Origin of the sequence: Arthrobacter ipis, from assembly GCF_014694315.1 — a bacterium.
Lineage (GTDB): Bacteria > Actinomycetota > Actinomycetes > Actinomycetales > Micrococcaceae > Arthrobacter > Arthrobacter ipis.
This window is the reverse complement of sequence record NZ_JAAOXD010000004.1, coordinates 362,308-386,040: the sequence shown is the minus strand read 5'-3', so window position 1 is coordinate 386,040 and position 23,733 is coordinate 362,308. Positions and strand designations below refer to the sequence as shown.

21 protein-coding genes and 1 tRNA gene are annotated in these 23,733 nt (G+C 66.9%); 9 read left to right on the top strand and 13 right to left on the bottom strand.

The window, feature by feature from the left end; translation table 11 throughout:
- Positions 1 to 155: 155 nt before the first annotated feature.
- Positions 156 to 650, top strand: coding sequence for a transcription elongation factor GreA (gene greA / locus G9E11_RS13760; protein ID WP_111904101.1), 495 nt, complete (start codon positions 156 to 158; stop codon positions 648 to 650).
- A 108-nt stretch (positions 651 to 758) separates the two neighbouring features.
- Here the strand turns inward: greA and G9E11_RS13755 are convergent, their stop codons facing one another.
- The 4 genes from G9E11_RS13755 to G9E11_RS13740 form a co-directional block, all read right to left on the bottom strand.
- Positions 759 to 1,364, bottom strand: a complete 606-nt coding sequence (locus tag G9E11_RS13755) for a rhomboid family intramembrane serine protease (RefSeq protein ID WP_190606599.1) — start codon at positions 1,362 to 1,364, stop codon at positions 759 to 761.
- Between the two features lie 8 nt (positions 1,365 to 1,372).
- Complete coding sequence (gene ilvA, locus G9E11_RS13750) at positions 1,373 to 2,611, bottom strand: threonine ammonia-lyase (RefSeq protein ID WP_111904099.1); 1,239 nt, start codon at positions 2,609 to 2,611, stop codon at positions 1,373 to 1,375.
- A 3-nt stretch (positions 2,612 to 2,614) separates the two neighbouring features.
- Positions 2,615 to 3,985, bottom strand: a complete 1,371-nt coding sequence (locus G9E11_RS13745; protein WP_246468934.1) for an AI-2E family transporter — start codon at positions 3,983 to 3,985, stop codon at positions 2,615 to 2,617.
- Positions 3,986 to 4,106: 121 nt separating this feature from the next.
- On the bottom strand, positions 4,107 to 5,084 hold the full coding sequence (locus G9E11_RS13740; RefSeq protein WP_190606597.1) for an aldose 1-epimerase family protein: 978 nt from the start codon (positions 5,082 to 5,084) through the stop codon (positions 4,107 to 4,109).
- Between the two features lie 173 nt (positions 5,085 to 5,257).
- Between G9E11_RS13740 and G9E11_RS13735 the strand changes: the two genes are divergently transcribed.
- The 4 genes from G9E11_RS13735 to G9E11_RS13720 are packed head-to-tail and all read left to right on the top strand — an operon-like array spanning position 5,258 to position 9,787.
- Complete coding sequence (locus tag G9E11_RS13735; RefSeq protein WP_190606595.1) at positions 5,258 to 6,166, top strand: DeoR/GlpR family DNA-binding transcription regulator; 909 nt, start codon at positions 5,258 to 5,260, stop codon at positions 6,164 to 6,166.
- Positions 6,163 to 7,356 carry a galactose-1-phosphate uridylyltransferase gene (gene galT / locus G9E11_RS13730; protein ID WP_190606593.1) on the top strand — a complete coding sequence of 398 codons (1,194 nt, stop codon included), beginning with the start codon at positions 6,163 to 6,165 and terminating at the stop codon, positions 7,354 to 7,356. Before G9E11_RS13735 ends, galT begins: the two co-directional genes overlap by 4 nt.
- Positions 7,353 to 8,513, top strand: coding sequence for a galactokinase (gene galK, locus G9E11_RS13725; RefSeq protein ID WP_190606591.1), 1,161 nt, complete (start codon positions 7,353 to 7,355; stop codon positions 8,511 to 8,513). Before galT ends, galK begins: the two co-directional genes overlap by 4 nt.
- A gap of 35 nt (positions 8,514 to 8,548) precedes the next feature.
- Entirely contained in the window at positions 8,549 to 9,787 is a 1,239-nt protein-coding gene (locus G9E11_RS13720; protein ID WP_190606589.1) for an acetyl-CoA C-acetyltransferase, read from the top strand.
- A 182-nt stretch (positions 9,788 to 9,969) separates the two neighbouring features.
- Here the strand turns inward: G9E11_RS13720 and G9E11_RS13715 are convergent, their stop codons facing one another.
- A complete protein-coding gene (locus tag G9E11_RS13715) occupies positions 9,970 to 10,881 on the bottom strand; it encodes a Bax inhibitor-1/YccA family protein (RefSeq protein ID WP_190606587.1) in 912 nt (303 codons plus the stop codon).
- Between the two features lie 348 nt (positions 10,882 to 11,229).
- Here G9E11_RS13715 and G9E11_RS13710 point away from each other — a divergent pair, with 348 nt between their 5' ends.
- The 4 genes from G9E11_RS13710 to G9E11_RS13695 are packed head-to-tail and all read left to right on the top strand — an operon-like array spanning position 11,230 to position 15,313.
- Entirely contained in the window at positions 11,230 to 12,525 is a 1,296-nt protein-coding gene (locus tag G9E11_RS13710) for a branched-chain amino acid ABC transporter permease (protein WP_190607082.1), read from the top strand.
- Positions 12,526 to 12,534: 9 nt separating this feature from the next.
- A complete protein-coding gene (locus G9E11_RS13705) occupies positions 12,535 to 13,503 on the top strand; it encodes a branched-chain amino acid ABC transporter permease (protein WP_190606586.1) in 969 nt (322 codons plus the stop codon).
- Entirely contained in the window at positions 13,500 to 14,546 is a 1,047-nt protein-coding gene (locus tag G9E11_RS13700) for an ABC transporter ATP-binding protein (RefSeq protein WP_190606584.1), read from the top strand. Before G9E11_RS13705 ends, G9E11_RS13700 begins: the two co-directional genes overlap by 4 nt.
- A complete protein-coding gene (locus G9E11_RS13695; protein ID WP_190606582.1) occupies positions 14,543 to 15,313 on the top strand; it encodes an ABC transporter ATP-binding protein in 771 nt (256 codons plus the stop codon). The genes G9E11_RS13700 and G9E11_RS13695 overlap by 4 nt, the downstream gene beginning before the upstream one ends.
- A gap of 78 nt (positions 15,314 to 15,391) precedes the next feature.
- On the opposite strand, the gene G9E11_RS13690 is transcribed toward G9E11_RS13695, so the two are convergent.
- From G9E11_RS13690 to G9E11_RS13655, 8 genes are all read right to left on the bottom strand, one after another.
- Positions 15,392 to 16,741 (bottom strand): ABC transporter substrate-binding protein, encoded by a 1,350-nt coding sequence (locus G9E11_RS13690; protein ID WP_190606580.1) that lies wholly within the window; start codon positions 16,739 to 16,741, stop codon positions 15,392 to 15,394.
- Between the two features lie 172 nt (positions 16,742 to 16,913).
- Positions 16,914 to 16,987 (bottom strand) — tRNA-Leu (locus G9E11_RS13685).
- Positions 16,988 to 17,007: 20 nt separating this feature from the next.
- Entirely contained in the window at positions 17,008 to 17,958 is a 951-nt protein-coding gene (locus G9E11_RS13680) for an N-acetyltransferase (protein ID WP_190606578.1), read from the bottom strand.
- 185 nt (positions 17,959 to 18,143) lie between these two features.
- Positions 18,144 to 19,625 (bottom strand): NAD(P)/FAD-dependent oxidoreductase, encoded by a 1,482-nt coding sequence (locus G9E11_RS13675; RefSeq protein ID WP_194718161.1) that lies wholly within the window; start codon positions 19,623 to 19,625, stop codon positions 18,144 to 18,146.
- 34 nt (positions 19,626 to 19,659) lie between these two features.
- A complete protein-coding gene (locus tag G9E11_RS13670; protein WP_190606576.1) occupies positions 19,660 to 21,057 on the bottom strand; it encodes a S8 family serine peptidase in 1,398 nt (465 codons plus the stop codon).
- A gap of 18 nt (positions 21,058 to 21,075) precedes the next feature.
- Positions 21,076 to 22,032: a Ppx/GppA phosphatase family protein gene (locus tag G9E11_RS13665; RefSeq protein WP_190606574.1), complete on the bottom strand. Its 957-nt coding sequence runs from the start codon at positions 22,030 to 22,032 to the stop codon at positions 21,076 to 21,078.
- Positions 22,029 to 22,739 carry a DUF501 domain-containing protein gene (locus tag G9E11_RS13660; RefSeq protein ID WP_190606572.1) on the bottom strand — a complete coding sequence of 237 codons (711 nt, stop codon included), beginning with the start codon at positions 22,737 to 22,739 and terminating at the stop codon, positions 22,029 to 22,031. Before G9E11_RS13660 ends, G9E11_RS13665 begins: the two co-directional genes overlap by 4 nt.
- A 75-nt stretch (positions 22,740 to 22,814) precedes the next feature.
- On the bottom strand, positions 22,815 to 23,675 hold the full coding sequence (locus G9E11_RS13655; protein ID WP_190606569.1) for a septum formation initiator family protein: 861 nt from the start codon (positions 23,673 to 23,675) through the stop codon (positions 22,815 to 22,817).
- Between the last annotated feature and the right edge of the window lie 58 nt (positions 23,676 to 23,733).

The following is a 23,733-nucleotide window of genomic DNA, read 5'->3' as shown; positions in this document are numbered from 1 at the left end:
CCACGCCGCTCGGTTATTGGGTTTACTCCACGGGATTGACTACAATGGATCAATACCTTTACCCCGCTGAGATGGTTACTGAGTTCCACAGGTGGCCACCGTGGCGGGGTGTTTGTTTTGTACGACCGCTTGTACACCCACTAGAGGAGAAGTCCGTGTCTACCACTAACAGCGCGCCTGCAGCTTGGCTTACCCAGGAAGCTTTTGACCGCCTGAAGGCAGAGCTGGACCACCTTTCCGGCCCCGGCCGTGCGGAAATCGTCCAGAAGATCGACGCTGCGCGCCAGGAGGGTGACCTCAAGGAGAACGGCGGCTACCACGCTGCGAAGGAAGAGCAGGGCAAGATCGAGGCCCGCATCCGCCAGCTGACCGTCCTGCTCCGCGACGCCCACGTTGGCGAGTCACCGGCAGACGACGGAATCGTCGAGCCCGGCATGATCGTCGTCGCACGCATCGCCGGTGACGAGGAGACCTTCCTGCTCGGCTCCCGCGAAATCGCCGGCGACTCCGACCTGGACGTCTTCAGCGACAAGTCCCCGCTCGGTGCCGCGATCATGGGTCACAAGGAGGGCGACAAGCTCAGCTACACCGCCCCCAACGGCAAGGACATCTCGGTGGAGATCATTTCCGCCAAGCCCTACTCGGGCTAACGCTGCGTCCGTCCGCGGTCGCAGCAAACGCACGACGCCGGCCTCCCCACCTTCGGGGACGGCCGGCGTCGTGCTTTAAGTCGTGCGTTACGGCGGGTGAGAGGAATGTCAGCGCCGGGATGCCCGCGCCCGGAGCACGACCGCGGCCAGGACGCCGCCTGCGGCGCCGCCGAGGTGGGCCTGCCAGGACACGTATCCGGCGATGTTCGGAATGATTCCGAAAAGGATGCTGCCGTAGGCCAGGAACAGCACCACCGAAAGAAGGATCTGCCACCAGCTGCGGTTGAAGAATCCGCGCACCAGGAGAAACGCGAACAGGCCGAAGACCAGCCCGGACGAGCCCACGGTGACCCCGCCGGCGCCAATCAGCCAGACGGCCAGCCCGGAGCCCAGCCAGCTGCAGGCAACGGCCGTGAGGAAGACCCGGAGCCCGGACAGAAACACCAGGAACCCGAAGATAATCAGCGGCAGCGCATTGGACAGCACGTGGTTGAGGTTGGCGTGCAGCAGCGGGAAGGTGAACACGTCCAGGATGCCGTCGGCGCTTCTGGGTCTGAGCCCGAAGACGCCGTTCAGCGAGTGCAGCAGCACCGTGTTGAGCAGCTCGATGGCGAACAGGAGCGCCACGAACGATCCCACCACCAGCAGCCCGCCCTTGGCACGGGCCGCGGCCGTTTCCCTCGTGGCGGGTGCCTCTCCCGGGCTTTCCAGCATCGCGTCCCCTAGTGCACCACGATTGGCTGGAAGCCCTCGGCGCGCAGGGCGCCGAGAACCTGTTCGCCGTGCTCGTGGCCCTTGGTCTCGAGGTTCACGGTGATGGAAACGTCGCCCATGCTGATGGAGCCGCCCACGCGGGTGTGGTCCAGACCCGTCACGTTGGCGTCGTTCTCGGCGATGATGCGGGCAATGGTGGCCAGCGAGCCCGGGCGGTCATCAAGCATCATCCGCACGGTCATGTACCGGCCGGCGGCGGAGAGGCCGCGCTGGATCACCTTGAGCATCAGCATGGGGTCGATGTTGCCGCCGGACAGGACCACGGCGGTTGTTCCGGGGTTCTCGATCTTGCCGTCCATGAGGGCCGCCACGCCCACGGCACCGGCGGGCTCGACCACCATTTTGGCGCGTTCCAGCAGGAAGATCAGGGCCCGCGCCAGGGAGTCTTCGCTGACGGTGACCACATCGTCCACCAGTTCCCGGATGATGCTGAACGGCAGCTGCCCGGGCCGGCCCACGGCGATGCCGTCGGCCATGGTGGAAACCTTCTTGAGCGGCACCAGGGCGTCCGCTGCCAGCGACGGCGGGTACGCGGCCGCGTTTTCTGCCTGGACGCCGATGATGCGGATGTCGCGGCCGAGTTCTTTGGCGCGGGCCTTGACGGCCACCGCGACGCCGGCCAGCAGGCCACCGCCGCCGACGCCCATCAGGATGGTGTCGACGTTGGGCACCTGCTCGAGAATCTCCAGGCCCAGGGTGCCCTGGCCGGCAACGACGTCCACGTTGTCGAAAGGGTGGACGAAAACTGCGCCGGTATCGTCGGCATAACGCTGGGCCTCTGCCAGGGCCTCATCCACGTTGTGTCCGTGCAGGACCACCTCGGCGCCGTGGCTGCGCGTCGCGGCGAGTTTGGGAAGTGCCACGCCGAGCGGCATGTAGATGCGGGCTTTGATGCCCAGGCTCTTGGCGGCGACGGCCACGCCCTGGGCGTGGTTGCCGGCGGAAGCCGCCACCACGCCGCGCTTCTTGTCCGATTCGGAGAGGCGTGCCATCCGCACGTAGGCGCCGCGCACCTTGAAGGAGCCTGCGCGCTGCAGGTTCTCGCACTTGAAGTAGACCTCACCGCCCACCATGCGGCCCAAGGCCCGGGAGGACTCCACCGGCGTCCGCGCAATAATCCCGTCCAGCAGCTTCTGCGCCTCAAGGACATCGTCCAGCGTGACGGGAAGGCTTTCGGGGGTGTTCACGAACTATTCTCCTTTGGGTGATTCGATGTCGGCACCGGGAGCGGCCTTGCCGCCCGGGGTGCCTTGTGCAGTGCCGGCAGCATTGCCGCGGCCGGAATGCGAGCCCGGCAGCCGGGCTTCCTTGAAGGTGTTGTCCTCTTCGGCAGAGGCCAGGTCTGCGGTACCCGCGGCAGCCGGCACAAGTTCATGTTCCCACGTTCTGGCAGCAATATACCGAATCGCCGAATTTGCTACGGCCAGGATGGGGACCGAGAACAGCGCCCCGGGGATGCCGGCGAGGTAGGAACCGGCAGCAACGGACAGGATCACGGCCACCGGGTGCAGGGCGACGGCCTTGCCCATGACCAGCGGCTGCAGGATGTGGCTTTCCAGCTGCTGCACCAGCAGCACGATGCCCAGCATGATCAGGGCGCTGACCGGGCCGATGGCCACCAGGGCGAGCAGCACCGCGATGGCACCTGTCACGAGCGCACCCACCACGGGGATGAACGAGCCGATGAAGACCAGCACGCCCAGCGGCAGGGCAAGCGGGACACCGATGATTGCCGCGCCGACGCCGATGCCCACGGCATCCACGAAGGCCACGAACATCTGGATCCGCGCATAGCTGACCATTGACGCCCAGCCGCGCCGCCCGGCGCCGTCGGCGGGGATCCGCGCCTGCCGAGGGAGGAGCCGGACCAGGAACGCCCAGATGCGGCCGCCTTCGAGGAGGAAGAAGATCAGGATGAACAGGGCCAGGACCATCCCGGCCGCAAAATGCCCTGCCGTGCTGCCGAAGGAGAGCGCGCCGCTGAGGATGCTGCTGCTGTTGTTCTGCAAGGCGGCGGTGGCATCCTGGATGTACTGGTCGATCTGCGCCGCGCTCAGGTGAAGCGGCCCCTGCGACAACCAGTCCTGAATCTGCTTGACCCCGCTCAGCGCCTCGCTCCACAGCTCCTGGAAGCCGAGGGCCAGCTGCCGGCCCACGAGGGCAAGGGAACCGGCGATGAGTCCGATGAACGCCAGGACCGTGATGGCGACGGCGGCCCCGTTGGGGACGCGCGACCCCCGCAGCCACTTCACCACGGGGCTCAGCAGGCCGGCCAGCAGTGCCGCCACCATGACGGGAATGATGAGGAAGGTGACCTTGGCCAGCAGCCAGACCAGGGCACCGGTCATCAGCAGGATCAGCCCCAGCCGCCAGGCCCATGCCGCCGCAATGCGCACGCCGTAGGGAATGTCCTGCTCAAGGTCACGGTCGGTCCTGATGCGCCGCGGTTCCAGCCGTCCAAAGGGCCGGTCAGCGACTGGCCTGTTCGCCCCGCCCGTGGCTTTGCCGCTGTCTGTCGTGTTGGCTGCGTCGTCTGGTGTGGCGTCCTTTGCTGGCGTCATAGCCCAATACTTCCCTAGCCGCCCGGCTATGGGAAACGCGCCACGGCGCGACTGTGCACTGCTCAGGCTATGCACTGCTCTAACTGTGCACTGCCTAGTTCGGCCAACGCAGGTCAGTCACTTAGGCACCAGCCAAGTCAGCCCGGATACCCCAGGTGATGGTGAACGAGTCCCCGGGCGCAAGCCAGCGGAGGCTGTCACCGGAGTTGAAGGCATTGGCCGGACCCGTCATCGGTTCCACTGCCACGGCCGCGGGCCGGCCGGGGTAGATACGGCTGACAAACACGTGGACGAACGGGCAGGTTTCGTCCTGCCACAGGCTGACGCTGCGGCCGTCCGGTGCGGTGAGCGTGTGGCCGGCGATCCCGCCGTCGAACGCCAAATCCGTCAGGGCGGCGTCGAGATCCAGGCCCCCCACGGTCCTCCCCTGCCGCAGGTCACTGTCCGCGGACACGGGTTCGGAGCTGCGCGGGATGAGCCGCTCATCCGCCACCAGCCGCGTTGCCGCATCCACTTTCAGTGTGAGGTCCTCGGAGGGGATGTCGCCGATCCGGAGATACGGGTGCGCGCCCAGCACGAACGGCGCCTCGGCCTCGGAATCGTTGACCAGCGTTTGCCGCACCTCCAGGCCCAGGTCCTCGGCCAGGGAGTACTCCACGCGGTGCCGCAGCAGGAAGGGGTAGCCGTGCTGGGGGAAGATGGTCGCCTCGAGCGTCGCGGCAAACTCGGATTCGGCAACCAGGGCGTACGAGGCGTTGCGCAGGAGCCCGTGGCTGGCGTTGTTTTTTGAAACCTCGGTGATGTCCAGCTGCTGCTTCTTGCCGTTCAGGTGCCAGACGCCGTCCTCTATCCGGTTGGCCCACGGCGCCAGGGTGATGCCCGTGGCGCCGGGCGGAATGTCGGAGTCCCCGTAGGACTCCGTCAGCTGCACGTCTCCCCGGCTGTACCATCGCAGCCCTGCAGCCAGCTCGGTGACCACGGCGAGCGCATCGCCCCGCCTGAGCTCGTACTGCCTGCCCGTGGCGTAGCGCTGCTGGGCAGTCTGGGAATCGCTGGCCGTGGGGAAATCGCTCGTTTCGGAAGCCGCACCGGAAGTCATGGACCTACCGTACAACGCACGCCCCACAACGCATGCACCGGGCCGCAGGGAACACTTTCTGTTATATTTTGTTAGAAAGTATTTGTTTTTGATCGCTTTGTGCCACAATGGGAACAGCCACAAATAGTGACCTGGCCCACAGGCTTCCAAGCCCACACGAACGGAGGAACAACTTGCTTGCAACGCAGCGGCAACACCGCATCCTCCAGGAGCTCGACGCCGAAGGCACCGTTCGCGTGGCGGCACTCGCAGACCTGCTCCGCGTGTCGGAAATGACAGTCCGGCGCGACATCGACGCACTCGACGCCGAAGGCCAGTTGCTCCGGGTTCACGGCGGCGCCACCCGCGCCGCGGCGTTCAGTGCGCTCGAACCGGGATTCGGTGCCAAATCGGCCCGGGAAACGGAGGCGAAACGGGCCATCGCCGCGGAGGCGCTCACGCTGCTCCGCCCCGGCATGACCCTGCTGGTTTCCGGCGGCACCACCACCCATGAGCTCGCGCGGCTGCTCCCCCGGGACCTAGGGCTCACGGTGGCCACCAACTCCCTCATGGTGGCTGGTGCCCTGGAGCCGGCAGGCGACGGCGCCATCCGCACCGTGGTCCTGGGCGGCCAGCGGACACCCTCCGAGGCCCTGGTGGGCCCGGTAACCGTGCACGCCTTGCACACCCTGCATGCCGACCTGTGCTTTATGGGCGTGCACGGCTTCGACCCGAAGGCCGGCATCACCTCACCGAACCTCCTCGAGTCCGAGGTCAACGCCGCCATGATCGCGGCGTCGGACACGTTGGCAGTGCTCGCAGATGCCACGAAGTACGGGAGCGTGGGGCTCGCCGGGATCGCCCCGCTGTCAGCCGTCGGCACCCTCATCACCGACGACCGGATCAGCAGAGGCTCCGCCGGCCCTGGCGCCGAAGAGCTGCTCCGGCAGTCCGTCGGGGAGCTGCGGCTGGCACGCATAGCTGCCGCCCCCGGGATCCCGGCTCCCGCAAAACCAAACCCCTCAACACCGGCCCCCTCCACTCCCCGCCTCCCGGACGGCCAGACACCGCCGGTTCCCGCGTTCAAAGGACACGACGCATGACCCACATCACCAGCACCCAACTCTCCGACGGCCGCGAATTGCTCTATTTCGACGACGCCGGCTCAGCCCGCCCTCGCCCCGTCGAGGCGAGCCAGGACCGAAGGGACCTTCCGCCCCGCGGGGAGCCCGGCGAAGTCAGGTACGACGCACTGACCGGCGAATGGGTGGCCGTGGCCGCGCACCGGCAGACGCGTACGCATCTGCCGCCTGCTGACCAGTGCCCAATCTGCCCCACCACTGACGCCAACCCGTCGGAGATCCCCGCCCCGGACTATGACGTCGTGGTGTTCGAGAACCGCTTTCCCTCCCTCGGCCCGGCTTTGGGCCCGGTCCCGGCCAACCCGGGCTGGGGCACCACGGGCCCCGCCTTCGGACGGTGCGAGGTTGTCACCTTCACCCCGGAGCACACGGGATCCTTCAGCGGCCTGAGCGATACCCGCGCCCGCACCGTGGTGGAGGCGTGGGCGCACCGGACGGCAGCCCTCAGCGCTCTGCCCGGGATCAAGCAGGTTTTTCCGTTCGAGAACCGCGGCGCGGACATCGGCGTCACCTTGCACCACCCGCACGGCCAGATCTACGCCTACCCCTACGTCACGCCGCGCGCCGCCGTCATGGGCGCCGCCGCGCGCAGGTTTTATGACGACGCCGGCGGGCGGCAGACGCTGACCGGCTCGCTGCTGCGCTCCGAACGGGAGGACGGCAGCCGGATGGTGCTCGAAAGCGACAGCTTCAGCGCGTACGTTCCGTTCGCGGCCCGGTGGCCGCTGGAGATCCACCTCGCTCCGCACCGCCAGGTCGCCGACCTTGCCGGGCTGACCGGGGAGGAGAAGGACGAACTGGCCCACGTTTACCTGGATCTGCTCAAGCGCCTCGACGCCCTCTACCCCACCCCGACGCCCTACATTTCGGCCTGGCACCAGGCCCCGGTGGATGACCTCCTGCGCCCCGCCAGCTACCTGCACCTGCAGCTGACCTCCCCGCGCCGCGCGGCAGACAAGCTCAAGTTCCTGGCCGGCTCCGAGGCGGCCATGGGCGCCTTCATCAACGACACCACACCCGAACAGGTGGCCGAGCGGCTGCGCTCGGTGACCGTTCCGGCATCCCCGGCCGAGGCACTCGCTCCGGCCGCACCGGGCCTCACCGAAGCCGGCCTCACCGAACCAGACCTCATCGAAGGAGCCCACGCATGACCGCCCCCGCCACCACCACCGACCTCGAGGCCAGGTTCTCCGCCGCGTTCGGGCGCCAGCCCGACGGCGTGTGGCAGGCCCCCGGCCGAGTCAACCTGATCGGCGAACACACGGACTACAACGAGGGCTTCGTGCTGCCGTTCGCCATCGACCGGACCGCCCGCGTGGCCGTGGGGGTCCGCCCCGACTCCACCATCCGCCTGCTCTCGACCTACGGGGACCAGGGCATCACGACGGCGGACACCTCTTCACTGTCGGGCCCGGCGGCCAGGGGCTGGACCAAGTACCCGCTGGGCGTCATCTGGTCCCTGCAGCAGCGCGGCATCGACGTCCCTGGCCTGGACCTGCTGCTGGACTCGGACGTCCCCCTCGGCGCCGGGCTGTCCTCCTCGCACGCCATTGAATGCGCGGTGATTTCGGCACTCAATGACCTCACCGGCGCTGGCCTGGCACCGGAGGACATGGTGCTGGCCACCCAGCGCGCGGAGAACGACTTCGTCGGTGCACCCACCGGCATCATGGACCAGTCCGCCTCGCTGCGCGGCTCGAAGGGCCACGCTGTGTTCCTGGACTGCCGCGACCAGAGCGTCCAGCTGGTCCCCTTCGAGGCCGAGGCTGCCGGCCTCGTCCTGCTGGTCATCGACACCAAGGTGTCCCATTCCCATGCCGACGGCGGCTACGCCTCCCGCCGCGCCTCCTGCGAACTGGGCGCCGAGGTGCTGGGCGTCAAGGCACTGCGCGATGTCACGCCGGGCGATCTGGAGGAAGCCAGCGGGCTGCTGGACGAGGTCACGTTCCGCCGTGTCCGGCACGTCGTCACCGAAAACGACCGCGTGCTGCAGACCGTGGAACTCCTGGGGCAGCAGGGCCCCTCGGCCATTGGCGGCCTGCTCGACGCCAGCCACGCATCCATGCGCGACGACTTCGAGATCTCCTGCGCCGAACTGGATCTCGCCGTCGAGGCCTCCCGCACAAACGGCGCCATCGGCGCCCGGATGACCGGCGGAGGTTTCGGCGGCGCCGCCATCGCCCTGACCCCGGTGAGCGAGGAGCAGCAGGTGCGTGCCGCCGTCGTACGGGCCTTTTCGAAGGCGGGGTACACCGCTCCGGACATCTTTACGGTCACCCCGGCGGCCGGGGCCATGCGGCTGGCGTAGCTGTTCATGCGGGGGTACGGGCGTAGGCTGGTCGCATGCCTGAAGCAGTCATTGTTTCAACCGCCAGGAGCCCGATCGGCCGCGCCTTCAAGGGCTCACTTAAGGACGAGCGGCCGGACGATATGGCCGCCGCCATGGTCAGGGCGGCGCTGGCCAAACTGCCGGCGTTCGACCCCACCGGGGACAGCGGGCCCGGCCTGGACGACCTGTACCTCGGCTGCGCCGAACCGAGCGGCGAGGCGGGTTCCAACATGGCCCGCGTCGTCACCGTCCTCGCCGGCCTGGACAACGTGCCCGCCGCCACGGTCAACAGGTTCTGCGCCTCCAGCCTGCAGACGCTCCGGATGGCTTTCCATGCCATCCGGGCGGGCGAGGGCCAGGCGTTCGTGGCGGGGGGCGTCGAAGCCGTGTCGCGCTACCAGGACTGGGCCGGGGCAGGCGAAACCGGAGCCGGTAACCACAACCCGCTGTTCGAACCGGCCCGCCACAGGACGGCCGCACGCGCCGAGTCGAACACGCCGTGGACGGATCCGCGGCTGGGTGGCCGCATGCCGGACATCTATATCGCAATGGGCCAGACGGCCGAGAACGTTGCCACCTCCTACGGCATCAGCCGCGCGGACCAGGACGAGTGGGCCGTGCTGAGCCAGAACCGGGCCGAAGCCGCGATCGCCTCCGGCTTCTACGCCCGCGAACTCACACCGTACGAGCGGCGGGACGGCACCATGGTGGACCGGGACGACTCGCCGCGGCCCGGCGTGACCCTCGAAGCCGTCAGCTCCCTGCAGCCGGTTTTCCGCCGGGAGGGCACCGTCACCGCAGGCAACGCGTGCCCGCTCAATGACGGCGCCGCTGCCCTGGTCATCATGAGCTACGACCTGGCCAAGGACCTGGGGCTGGAGCCGCTGGCCAAGATCGTCTCCACCGGAGCCACCGCACTGTCCCCCGAGCTGATGGGGATGGGGCCGGTGGAAGCCTCCCGGCAGGCGCTCGCCCGCTCCCGCCTGGACATGAACGACATCGACCTCGTGGAGCTCAACGAGGCCTTCGCCGTCCAGGTGGTGGCCAGCGCCCGTGAACTCAAGATCGACCCGGCAAAACTCAACGTGCACGGCGGCGCCATCGCATTGGGCCATCCGTTCGGCATGACCGGTGCACGGATGACCACCACGCTGCTCAACGGACTGCGGGAGACGGACGGGACGCTTGGCCTGGCCACGCTGTGCGTCGGCGGCGGGCAGGGCATGGCCGTGGTGCTGGAGCGCCTCACCTAGCTTGGAGTTTTTGTCCACTTGTCGCGACTTTAAGGCCCCCGAAGTCCCAATAAGTGGACAAAAACTCCAGCCTTAACGCGAAAGTGGGCCCCGCCGGTTGGCGGGGCCCACTTTCTGTTGGTGCTATTGGGTTGCTGGCACTATTGAATTACGACGGCGGTGCGCCGGCTTTTCGTTGCCAGTTAGTCGTCGCCGCGGAGGATCGCCAGGAGGCGGATGATTTCCACGTACAGCCACACGAGCGTGACGGTCAGGCCGAAGGCGGCGGTCCAGGAGAAGCGCTCCGGCGCTCCGGCGCGGACACCGGCCTCGATACTGGTGAAGTCCATGATCAGCGAGAAGGCAGCGAGGCCGATCGCGAGCAGGCCAATGAAGACGCCCAGCGGGATGCCAGCGATCTCCATGCTCGTGCGCAGGCCGAACGGGGAATCCACCGCACCGGTCCACATCATCACCATGTTGATCAGGGCGAAGACCGCGTAGCCGATGGTGGCGATCATGAAGAAGCGCATCGCCTTGGGCGTCGCGCGGACCTTGCCGCTCTTGAAGAGCACCAGGGTGACGGCGAAGACGGACAGCGTGCCGATAACCGCCTGCAGGCCGACGCCCGGGTACATTCCGTCGAGGATGCGGGTCAGGCCGCCGAGGAAAAATCCTTCGAGTGCAGCGTAGGCCAGGATGAGAGCCGGCGACGGCTGCTTCTTGAACGTGTTGACGAGGGCCAGGACGAAGCCGCCCAGCGCGCCCACGATCATGAGCATGCTGGCGAGCGAGAGGCTCACCGTGAGGGTGACGGCGGCGCCGACCACGACTGCGGCTAGGCAGATGGCGGTCTTGATGATGACGTCGTCAAAGGTCATCCGCCCGGTTTCGGCGGGGCCGGCGGCAGGCCGGTTGTACATCTGCTGCAGCTGGTCGTTGGACATGCTCTGCTGGCCGTAGCCGGGCTGGCCATAAGCCTGCTGGCCATAGCCCGGCTGGCCGAACTGGTTCTGGCCGTAGTTGGTGTGGCCGTACGCCTGCGGGACAGGCGGTGCCTGGGTGGCTCCACGGAAATTCTTTCCGTTGAAGATCGGGTTTCCGCCAAGTGCCATTGCGGGTGTCCTCCGTCTAGGGGGTTGAGTGATGGTCCTAAAGCTCACGCTATCAATTCCTACGCACCAGCGGCAGGGAAAGTTCCGCCCGGGGAGCGGGCTTTTGAGTTGTTACCGGATCGCTATCTGATGGTCAGCTCCGCCCACGCGGTTTGTACTGCTTGCGCTGTACGATAAGCGGGTCAGGGTGACGGATATCACAGCAAGTCAAGACCCGCTCCACCAGCAACGATGTCCGCTATCCTCCGTTCGCAGCAGCTGCAACGAAGCAGCCGCAACCACCCCCACGTGGAGGTTTTCAATTTGAGACGCACACCGAGAGGCCTGCCTATCCGGCGGCCGGCCGGGCTGCTGAAGGTATGGGGGGCCATTGCCTCCGCCGTCGTGGCACTTCTGCTGGCCGCAGCGCCGGCAGCGCAGGCCGGCACTCCAGCTCCGACGCCACCCCCGTCGAACCAGCAGTTCCAGGACACCATCAGCGGCTTCCTCCGAGACGACTCTCGGCGTCCCATCGAAGGTGTCAAGATTACGGCCAAGAGCGGGACATTCACCGGACAGGCGACCTCGGCCGCCAACGGGTCCTGGCGGATAGGCGTTCCCCGCCAGGGCACCTATGAAATCCAGCTGGACGAATCCACGCTTCCCGAGGGGATCAAGCTCGCGGAAGGGCAGTCGAATCCGCGAAATGTCACGTTCAGCCAGACGTCAAACCTCTCAGTCATCTTCGCCTTCGGGAAGGGCATTGTGGTGCAGCAGCAGGACTTTGGCCAGAACCTGCTCAACAGGCTCGTGGCCGGCCTGAGCTTCGGCCTGCTGCTGGCACTGGCCTCAGTGGGGCTGTCCCTGATCTTCGGCACCACCGGGCTCACCAACTTCGCACATGGCGAGATGGTGACCCTCGGCGCCGTGCTGGTGTTTGGATTCAGTGCCCTGAACCTGCCCTTCTGGCTGGCCATCGTCCTGGCCCTGGTGGGCGGCGGACTCTTTGGCTACGCGCAGGACGCCGGGCTCTGGCGTCCGCTGCGCCGCCGCGGCACAGGCCTGGTGCCCATGATGATCGTCAGCATCGGCTTGGCACTGGCGGTCCGCTACATCATCCAGTTCTACTTCGGCGGAGCCACCCAGCAGCTGCCCTTCGCCCAGAGCGCCGAGATCCAGATCGGCCCAGTCTCCATCTCCCCCAACAACCTGTGGTCCCTGGTCATCAGCGCCGTCGTGATCGGCATCATCGGCATCGTCCTCCTGAAAACCAGGCTCGGCAAGGCGACCCGCGCGGTGGCCGACAACCCGGCCCTTGCGGCCGCCTCCGGAATCGACGTCGACGGCGTCATCCGCCTGGTCTGGATCGTGGGCGGGGTGCTGGCCTCGCTGGGAGGCATCCTCTGGGCCTACTACCGACCGGGCGTCACTTTCGACATGGGCTCGCAGATCCTGCTGCTTATCTTCGCCGGCGTGACCCTCGGCGGCCTGGGCACCGTTTTCGGCGCCCTCATCGGATCGGTCATCGTCGGCATCTTCGTGGAATTAACCACCGTGTTCGGCCTCGCGGCCGACCTCAAATACGTGGGAGCACTCTTCATCATGATCGTTGTCCTCCTGTTCCGGCCCCAAGGCATTCTTGGCCGTCGCGAGCGGGTGGGTTAGGAGAAAACCATGGACTTCGGATTCATCCTTTCCAGTGCCGCCGGCGAACTGTTCAGCCCCACCACGGCGGCCTACGCCCTCGCGGCGCTGGGCCTTGCCGTGCACTTCGGCTACTCGGGCCTGCTGAACTTCGGCCAGGCCGGCTTCATGGCGGTGGGTGCGTACGGCTTCGCGATCTCGACGCTCAGCTTCCGGGCGCCCTTCTTCGTAGGTCTCCTGATCGCCGTCGTCTGCTCGGTGCTGTTTGCGCTGGTGCTGGGCATTCCCACCCTCCGCCTGCGTGCGGACTACCTGGCCATCGTCACCATCGCGGCAGCGGAAATCGTCCGCTACGTCGTCACCACCAACCAGCTCACATCCGTGACCGGCTCCGCCAACGGGCTCGCCGCCTTCGAAGGCGGGTTCTATTCCATGAACCCGTTCCCCGAGGGCTCCTACTTCGGCATGAACAACCGTGACTTCTTCATCAGGGTGGTGGGCTGGGGACTCGTGGCCGTCGGCTGCGTCCTCGTCTGGCTCCTGATGCGCAGCCCCTGGGGCCGCGTGCTGAAGGGCATCCGCGAGGACGAGAACGCGGTTCGCTCGCTCGGCAAGAACGTATACGCCCACAAGATGCAGGCACTGGTGATAGGCGGCACCTTCGGCGCGCTGGCCGGGATGATCTTCACGCTCCCCCGCGGCGCCGTCCAGCCCGCCAACTATGGCACCGAGCTGACGTTCTTCCTGTGGACCTGCCTGCTGCTGGGCGGCATGGCCACGGTCCTGGGGCCGGTGATCGGCGCCATGATCTTCTGGGTGGTCCTGTCCCTCACGCAGGGCGTCCTCTACGGTCTCATCGAATCCGGCGCGGTGACCTGGCTGACCACGGTCCAGGCCGGCCAGCTGCGCTACATCCTCGTGGGCATTGCCCTGATGCTGCTGATGATCTTCAGGCCGCAGGGTGTCTTTGGCAACAAGAAGGAGCTGGCGTTCGCATGAGCAAGCACAGCGAAGAATCAATGGAAGCCGGCATCGACTATATGACTGATGCCCGGCCGATCGCCGTCGGAGACAACACCCCGGGCTGCAAGAAGCGGGACGCGATCGTCGTCGCCGAAAACGTCACCCGCAGCTTCGGCGGCATCAACGCCGTCGACGTCGAGTACCTCGAGATCCCGCGGCACAAGATCACCGCCCTGATCGGCCCCAACGGGGCCGGCAAGACCACCCTGTTCAATTTGCTCACCGGCTTTGACACGCCGAACTCGGGCAAGTGGCAGTTCGAGGGCCAGAGCATCGCCGGAGTGTCCTCCTACAAGGTGGCCAGAATGGGAATGGTGCGCACGTTCCAGCTCACCAAGGTCATGGGCAAGCTGACCGTCATGGAAAACATGCGGCTCGGCGCGTCAAACCAGCCGGGCGAGAGGCTCTCCAAGGCGCTGTTCAAGAACATCTGGGGCGGCCGCGAGAAGGAAATCACCGAGCACGCCAACGTCCTCCTGGAGAAGTTCAAGCTCGACACCAAGAAGGACGACTACGCAGCGTCCCTGTCCGGCGGCCAGCGCAAGCTCCTGGAAATGGCCCGCTCCCTGATGGTCCGGCCCAAGTTGGTGATGCTGGATGAACCGATGGCAGGGGTCAACCCGGCGCTGACGCAGTCGCTGCTGGACCACATCAAGAACCTCAAGTCCGAGGGCATGACCGTCCTCTTCGTGGAACACGACATGCACATGGTCCGGCACATCGCGGACTGGGTGGTGGTCATGGCCGAAGGAAAGATCGTGGCCGAGGGTCCCCCGGGCGAGGTCATGAAGGACCCTGCCGTCATCGACGCCTACCTGGGCGCCCACCACGACGTCGATCTCGGCGACACCGAGGGCATCAAAGAGCTGGAGCAGGAACTCGCGGCGGACGAGGAGTCAGTCGTCGGCACGGAGGACGCCGGCATCATCGCGCTGGACACCACCACACCCACGATCACCGAGGCCGGACCGGACACCGGACGCACAGGTGCCAGCCGCACAGACAAGGACAAGGAATGAGTGCCACGAGCGCGGCCCCGGCCGCAAGCAGCGCAGCCGAGGACGGCGCCGTCGTCAAAGTGACCGACCTGGTGGCCGGCTACCTCCCAGGCGTCAACATCCTCAACGGGTGCAGCATAGAGGCCCGGAAGGGCGAACTGATCGGCATCATCGGCCCGAACGGGGCCGGCAAGTCCACACTGCTGAAGGCCATGTTCGGCCTGGTGAAGGTGCACTCCGGATCCGTGGTGGTCAGAGGGCAAGACCTCACGGGGCTCAAGGCGAACAAGCTCGTTACGCAGGGCGTCGGTTTCGTGCCGCAGACCAACAACGTCTTCGCCACCCTCACCATCGAGGAAAACATGCAGATGGGCATGTTCCAGCGGCCCAAGGACTTCGCCGAGCGGTTCGACTTCGTCACCAGTCTCTTCCCGGAACTCGGGAAACGGAGGGCGCAGCGTGCGGGCTCCCTGTCCGGCGGGGAGAGGCAGATGGTGGCGATGGGACGGGCCCTGATGATGGAGCCGGCAGTGCTGCTGCTGGACGAACCCTCGGCGGGCCTCTCCCCCGTCAAGCAAGATGAAACCTTCCTGCGGGTGCACGAGATCAACCGTGCCGGCGTGTCCGTCATCATGGTGGAACAGAACGCCCGCCGCTGCCTGCAGATCTGCGACCGCGGCTACGTCCTGGACCAGGGCAGGGACGCGTACACAGGCACCGGCCGTGAACTCATGAAGGACCCGAAGGTCATCCAGCTGTACCTCGGCACGCTGGCAGACGAGGACTAAGCACCGCACAAGAAGCCCCCGTCCGGCTGGAACTGGTCCAGGCCGGACGGGGGCTTCGTGGTGTGCGGCGGGAACGGCTTACAGCTTGCCGAACTCTTCCCTGGCCGGCGTGTACTTGTTGTTGTCCTGGTACTCGTAGATGCCGATGAAGGCTTCCGTCGGGTCACCAGCGTCAGAGAAGGATACCGGACCGGACTGGCCGTCGTAGTCGATGTCCTTGCCGTTGCGGAGCAGCGTGACGCAGGACGCGAAGTCCGTGCACTTCTCGCCGCCCTCGGAGACTGCCTTGAGCTGCTTCGCGATATCGGTGCCCTTGGTGCTCTTAGCGGCCTCGGATGCCAGCGAAATCAGGTTGACGGCGTCGTAGGACTCACCGGCGTAGCTGTAGTCCTTCAGGGCGGGGTCGATGGCGAGGAGCTTCTTCTTGAAGTCATCCTTGGCGAAGGTGCCGGGGATGGTTCCCTGGGCGCCCTTCAGCGTGCCCGCCTGGAAGTCCTTGCTGTAGTCGGATGTGTTGCCGTCCACCATGAACAGCTGTGTGGGCTTGATGCCCTTGCCGGTGACCAGCGGGACGATGCTCTTGGCCTGATCGAAGGTAATCAGGGCAATGGCATCCGGCTTGGCCGCAATCACCTTGTCCACCTGGCTGCTGAACTGCGAGTCGCCCTCGTTGAACAGTTCCTCGGCCACAACCTGGCCGCCGGCTGCCTCAAAGGCGGCCTTGACGTTCTTCGCCAGGCCCGTGCCGTAGGCATCGTTCAGGACAATCATGCCCACAGTCTGGGCGCCGCACGTGGCCATGTAGTTGCCCAGCACCTTGCCCTGGAGAACGTCCGAGGGAGCCGTCCGCCAGTAGAGCCCCTTGTCATCCCAGGTGGTGAAGTCCGGGGACGTGTTCGCGGGCGAGAACTGGATGACGCCGGCGCCCGTGATCTGGTTGATCACGGTCTTGGACACACCGGAGGACGCGGCACCGATGATGGCACTGACGCCCTGGCCCAGCAGCGCAGTAGTCGACTGAGTGGCGATGTCGGTCTTGGTGTCGCCGGAGTCGCGGTGCACCACCTGGACCGGCTTCCCGAGCACGCCGCCGGCGTCGTTGACTTCCTTGATGCCGAGGTTGACACCGGCAATTTCGGGCGGGCCAAGGAACGCAAGCGACCCCGTCGTCGGCAGAAGCGATCCAATTTTCAGCGGTGTGGGGGTGGTGGTGGTTGCTGCCGGCACGCCGCCGGTCTTTGTGGAGGTGCTGGTCGCCCCGGCCGTGGCACTGGGTGCTGGGCATGAGATGCCGCCTGCCGCCGCTGCGGAGGATTCGGTCGCGCTTGGGGTGGAGCCACCACCACAAGCCGTGGCCAGAAGGGCGACGCCGATGCCAAGCGCAGTGAGCTTGGCGACCTTTGGCGCCGTCTGGGGGAGTGAAATCATTTAGAGTCTCCTCGATCGAAAGGTGCGAACGGCCTTTGATGCGATTTTGGTCAGGGGTTCCTGAGCTAAGTTCAAGCTAATCCAATTCGAGCGTGAAAATAAGTGACTAAGGTCACATCCTCATAACACTCGTTGCATATTGGAACACCGGCGACGCCGAGGAGAAAAGTTGTACCCCAGGTGGGACTCGAACCCACAACACGCGGATTTTAAGTCCGCTGCCTCTGCCAATTGGGCTACTGGGGCGCCCGGTCAATCGTATCGCCTCAGAGGGCGGCCAGGGGCCCCGCGTACCGGAACGGGCCGTGGACCCCGCCGGGCCACAGAGCGAGGGGCAGCAGCTGGAAGTGGTCGCCCCACTTCCCGTCCGGCGCCTCGATGCCCAGGGTCGACGCCGGGACGAAGCCGAACCGGGGGTAATAGTCGGTGCTTCCCAGCAGTGCGATGCCCTTTTCCCCCGCAGCGTTGGCACGGACGACAGTTTCGCGCATGAGCGCCGAGCCGATGCCGTGCCGCTGCAGCCGGGGCGTCACGCCAATGGGCCCGAGCCCCAGCAGGGCAAGGTCCTCCACCCACGCGCGGGTGCTGATGACATGCCCGACAATTTCGCCGTCGAGTTCGGCGACGATGCTGAACTCCGGCAGGTACTCCTCGGCGACAAACAGCTCGCGGAGCACCCTGACTTCAACAGGCTCCCCCTCCACGGGCATTCCGGTGACCGCAGAAACGGCAAAGGCTTCGGCGGTCAGGGCAAGGACGGCGTCGCGGTCCCCTGGCTGCTCGCTGCGGAGCACCACTTCCCGCACCGGCTCGGGCTCCGGGGCGCTGGCGGCCGAAAGTTCGGACAGGACCTCCAGCGCCCGGGCAGAGTCACGCACGGGCACCAGGAGATGGTCGTGGTGGAAGCCTGCGAGCACGTTGCAGCTGATCCGGGCCTGGGTCAGCGCCCTGCTGACCGCCGCGGTCAGGCCCACCGCTTCCAGTGCCGACTGGACCTCCAGGGTGATCCAGGCCGCGACGAAATCGTAGGGCAGCTCCAGCGCATCCGCTTCGGCCCGGGGCAGGACCACCGTGAGCCCTTCGGCTTCCCGGACGGCGGCTTCGATATGCCCCGCCAGCGGCTTGCCGTGCGGCCAGAGAGCGTAGACGTACTCCCCTTCCCGGACCACCGGGCGCATCGAGGCAAGGAGCGTTTGGAGGTTCTTTTCACCCGTCATGGAGCCAGTCTATGTGGGCGCCGTGCCGTGCCGGCGAGGGCTGTCCCCACCGGGGAAACCGTCCCAGGGAAACGCGAAAGCGGCCGTTCCCCCGGAAGGGAACGGCCGCCGTCGTACTTAAGCGGGGCCACCGCCGCCGCGGGTTCCCTGGCTGAGCGGAGCGAAGCGAGGGAGGCGGTGGGGACTTACTTGGCTTCAGCCTTGACAGGATCCTTGGCGCCGCCCTGGGCAGCGGCCGGAGCCTTCTCAGCCGGAGCCGGCGCGGGAGCTGCGGCGGGAGCAGCAGCAGCGGGCTTCGGAGCCGGGGTGGCGGCGGCCACGAAGGCGCCGCGCGGGTTGTCCAGGTCCAGCAGCTGCGTGGTGTCGCGGCCGGCGAAGAAGCTCAGGATCCAGTTGAAGATCACGCGGAACTTGCGTTCGAACGTCGGCATGGCCATGCCGTGGTAGCCGCGGTGGGCCAGCCAGGCGAGGGGGCCCTTGAGCCCGATGCGGCCGAGCAGATTGATGTTGGCAACACCCTTCCACTCGCCGAAGCCAGCCACAGCACCGAGGTTCTTGTGCTTGTAGTCAACGAGCGGCTTGTCCCAGCGGGAAGCCCACAGGTTCTTGGCCAGGCGCTTGGCCTGGCGCAGCGCGTGCTGGGCGTTGGGAACGCAGGTGCCGTCCGGCAGGCCAGAGCCTGTCAGGTCGGGAACAGCGGCGATGTCACCGGCAGCCCAGGCGTTGTCGATGATGCCTTCGTCGCCCGAGATGCGCAGGTCCGGCAGGACGCGGACGCGGCCGCGGGGTTCCAGCGGGAAGTCGGTGGAGCGTACCATCGGGTTGGCCTGGACACCGGCGGTCCACACGAGGGTGTCCGACTCGAATTCCTGGGCCAGCGTCTTGTCCGGCAGGTTGATGAGCTTGAGGGCGCCCTCGGCGTTGTCCAGCGACGTGTTCAGCAGGACCTCGATGCCGCGGCTGCGGAGGTGCTCCACAACCCATTCGGCCTGCTTCGCGGTGACCTCGGGCATGATGCGGCCCATAGCCTCGACGAGGACGAAGCGGACTTCCTCCTGCTTGACGCGCGGATTGTTCCGGACCGCAGCGCGGGCGAGGTCTTCCATTTCGGTGATGCACTCGATGCCGGCGAAGCCACCACCCACCACCACGAAGGTCAGGGCGCGGGCGCGTTCGGCGGGGTCGGTCATGGTGGAGCCGACCTCGATACGGTCAAGGACCTTGTTGCGCAGCGCAACGGCTTCTTCGATGGTCTTCAGGCCGATGCCCTTGTCCGCCAGGCCCTTGATGGGGAACGTGCGGGTAATGGCGCCGGCGGAGAGCACGACGTCGAAGTACGGCAGCTCGAAGTTGTCGCCGCCGTCAGCCGGGGCAACCACGGCCGTGCGGTTGGCGTGGTCAATGGAGACGACGCGGCCCTGGATGAGCTCGCTCTGCTTGAGGTGCTGGCGGTGGGATACCACTGCGTGGCGGGCCTCGATGTTTCCGCCCGCAACTTCCGGCAGGAAGGGCTGGTAAGTCATGTAGGGCAGCGGATCGACGACGGTGACGATGCCGCCTGCCTTTGCGATCTTCTTCTGCAGTTTGAGGGCTACGTACAGGCCGACGTACCCGCCGCCGACGACGAGCACACGCGGACGATCCTGGAGCTGTGGGGTGGTTGCCATAACTCCAGAGTACCGTACTTTGTGAAAATCTTCACTAGCTCGGCCGGTCTGCCGGATCCACCTTCGTCACCGCGCCGGTTTCCGGTTCATCCACTCCCCCGCCGGACGCACGGTACGCCCGCCGCAACTGGACCGCGCCCGCCGCAATAATGGCTATGAACAGTGCGCCGAACCCGATGACCACTGCCGCCGGCAGCGCACTGTCCAGCTGTGACGGCGGCACGGCGACCGGCACCGTCGCCTTGGGCAGCGTGGCCTGCGGGGCGGGGGCTGCGGTGGTGGGCTCGGGAGCTGGAGTGGCAAAGTTCCCGCGCCGGTGGACGCGGATCCACTCGGCGATGGAACCCAGCGGGTTGGCCTTCGTTTCGGCCACATCCTCCTTGAGGGCGGCCTCCGCATTAAGGACCCCGAAGCCGTACAGCGGATCCTTGCCCGGCACGCCCTCGTCCTTGGCGGTGGAGACGATCCTGTTGATGACCTGCTTGGCACTCATCTCCGGCCACTTGGAGCGGATCAGCGCCGCAACGCCGGAGACGATGGGCGTGGCACCGGATGTGCCGGCCCATTCCGCGTAACTGCCGCCGGGCAGTCCGCCGGCGAGCTTCTCCGCCGGCGCGGCCACGCCGATGCTGATGCCCTGCGAGGAGGAATCGGTGCTCGCCTGTCCGTTCCGGTCCAGGCCCGCGACGGTCAGTACGCCGGGGATGGTGGCCGGAGCCCCCACCTGCACGTTGCCGCCGACGCGGTTACCGGCCGCGGCGACGATGACGACGTCCTTCTGCTCGGCGTACAGAAAGGCGGCGTCCCAGCTTTGCGGCCACTCCGGCGACGTGCTGCCCAGCGAAATGTTTATGACCTTTGCACCGTTGTCCACCGCCCAGCGCACGGCCTCCGGGATCTGGTCCTGGTCGCTCCTGCCGCCGGGGTTGGCCGACCCCAGCCAGGTGGAGACGGAGAGGATCTGCGCCTCGGGTGCCACGCCCATGATGCCGTCCGGCAGGGCTTTGGATGCCGTTGCGGTGGCGTTCTGGGAGGGCTTGGCGCTGGCCGATGGCTTCTTCGGCGCCGGGTGCCCGCGGCCCGCAAGCATGGTGGCCACGAGTGTGCCGTGCTCGGGCTTGGCACCGATGCTCTTCTCGCCGTCGGGGGCGCCGGCACCGGAGACGTCATGGCCGCCGGCCAGCACGCCCTTGAGGTCGGGATGGCTTCCGTCCACGCCGCTGTCGATCACAGCGACCTTCACGTTGGCACCTTTGGAGACTTCCCAGGCCTTGGTGATGCCGGCTTCCTTAAGCCAGTACTCCTTGTCCCGCCAGGAATCGGCCTGCGCGGCGGGTGCAGTGGCGACGGCGGACGCGGCGATGCCACCGGCAAGCACCGCGGACAGAAGGGCCGAGACCGTCCGGCGAAGCCGGGCTCTTGCTCTGGTCATTCAGAATCCAATTTTCGGTTAACTCGGTGCCTCGGCACTCAGGGCAATTCCGTCAAGAATATCGTGCTCACTGGCGGTGGCCGTAATTATGCGGCCCCCGCTGAGCTCGCCCATGCGGGTGAGGATACGCCGCCAGACCAGCGCGCCGGCGCCGATGACGTCCACGCGGCCGGGGTGCATGTACGGCAGTTCCGCCCGCTGTGCCCGCGTCATCTGCAGCAGATCGGTGGCCGCGGCCTGGACAGCGGAGATGGACAGTTCGGCGCCGTGGATGGCCCCCGGCAGGTATTCGGGCAGCCTGAGCGCGTGCGCCGTGATGGTGGTGATTGAGCCGGCAACCCCGACGACGGCGGTGCTGCGTTCCAGCGGAACGTCCAGTCGCGCTTCGGCGATGGCGGCGTCGACGTCGGCCTCCGCGGCGGCAATCTGCTCGGCCGTGGGCGGGTCTGATGTGAGGTGGCGTTCTGTGAGCCTGACGCAGCCGATGTCCACGGACCTTGCCGCGATCACGCCGCTGGCGTCGCCGAGCACAAACTCCGTGCTGCCGCCGCCCAGGTCCACCACCAGCACCTTGTCCTCTGCCGCAATGGGCAGCACGCTGCTGGCCCCGGCGAAGGAAAGCGCGGCTTCCTCGTGGCCCGTGATCACCTCGGGCTCCACCCCAATGAGGTTCTGGATGCCGTCCACGAAGACCTGGCGGTTCCGGGCGTCCCGGCTGGCCGAGGTGGCCACGAACCGGACTTTCTTGGCCTGGTACTCGCGGATGAGCGCCGCGTAGTCGGCTGTCGCCGCAAAGGTGCGCTCCAGTGCTTCAGGCGCGAGCTCGCCGGTGGCGTCAACGCCCTGGCCGAGCCGCACCACACGCATTTCACGCACGACGTCGGTGAGCTTCGTGGTCCCGTTGCTGCGGTCAATGTCGGCGATGAGCAGGCGGATGGAGTTGGTTCCGCAGTCGATGGCAGCCACCCGGGTCATGCGCCGGCCTCCGTCGTGGTTGCGTCCGTCGTGGATGCATCTGCCGGAGCTGGGTCCGTCTTGGATTTGCGGACGGGCGCCGGCCGGCCGACGATATCCGGCAACCCCTGCGGGCCGTGGCGGCTGAGGTCCCGGGACGGCGCTTCGCCGGCCGTGTCCCAGGCACCCTCGCAGTAGCAGCGGTCGGCGGTCCACCATTCGCTGATGGCCGCGATGGCTTCATCGCCCAGCGGGTTCACGCCCGGCCCGGCAGCCAGCGAGTGTCCCACCAGGACGTGCAGGCACTTGACGCGGGTGGGCATGCCGCCGGCGGAGACGCCGTCGATCTCCGGGACGTCGCCGATCCCCGACCGTGCCCCGATTTCCGCACGGGCAGCAAGGTAGGCCTCGTGGGCGGCCCGGTAGGAGGCAGCCAGTGGCTCGTCCGCGGCAAGCCGGTCGTTCATGGCGTTCATGAGGCCGGCCGCCTCAAGCCGGGAGACCGCCGACGTGATGACCGGGTGGGTCAGGTAGAAGGTGGTGGGGAACGGAGTTCCGTTGCTGAGGCGCGGGGATGTAGCGGCCACAAGCGGGTTCCCGCAGACGCAGCGCGCCGGGATTTCCACAACGTCGCGCACCGGCCTCCCCAGCTGGCGGCTGAGCACATCGAGATCCTGTGCCGATGGCTGCCTGTTGTCTCCAGGGGCGGTTGCCGTGTTGTCGTCCACTGGCGTGGCCGTCCTTCCTGCCCGGATCTGGCTGCACCGAAGTTCCGGTAGGCAGTCCGGCGGCGGGCGCCGCTCCTAGTCTGTTGCCGAGCGCCTGATGGACTCCCAGAGGGAATCCACCCAGGGCACGTCGGCGGGGTCTTGTGTTTCTGCTGCACTGGGCTGGCTGCCTGATGCGCCGGCCGGCAGGTCGCTGCCGAAAACCCAGTAGCCGGTCTCACCCGGCATAACCATGTTAATGCGGTCCCGTGCCTGCTGCTTGACGTAGTTGGGATCCTGCCAGCGCGAGACCTGCCGCTTGAGGTTGTCCTGGTCCGCCTTGCTGGCCGAGATGTCCGACTCCAGGGCCGCGATTTCGGCCCGCTTGTCGATGAAGATCTTCACGGTGGGGGCCAGCATGATGGTGATGGCAACCATCACCACGGCCAGCGCCAGCATGCGGCCGGAGAACGCCTTGGCAGGGATGGGGTCGAGGTTGTCTTCCCCGGCGGTGACGGCTGACGATCCGGACTTCCCGCGGCTGCTGCCTGTCTTCCCGGCGCTGGCTTTGGTGCCCGTGCTGGGTCTTGGGGCAGCGTCAGCTCTTGGGCCAGCGCCAGCTCTTGGGGTGGCGCCGGCTGCTGAACCTGCGCCCTTTGTGCCGGGGCCCTTCGTGCCGGCGCCCTTCATACCTGAGCCCTTCGCACCGGCGCCTGTACTCGAACCCGTTGATCCGGCGGAGCCCGCGCCAGTCCTGCCACCAGCGTCGGATGTGGCACCGGAGCCGCTGGCCCTGCCAGCCGCCTTGGCGTCGTGTCCCGTTCCGGACTCATGGGTGGCGTGCGGCGAACGCGGACCGCCGAAGTCCGCCTGGATGACGTCTCCCCCGGCAGAGCCGGCGGAGGACTGCTGTGCTGGTGGGGTCACCCTGGGAACTTTGGGACGGCGGGTAGCCATGACACTCCTGTAACGTGTGGGCGCCTAAAACAAAACCGGTGGCTATGGTCTTTCCACC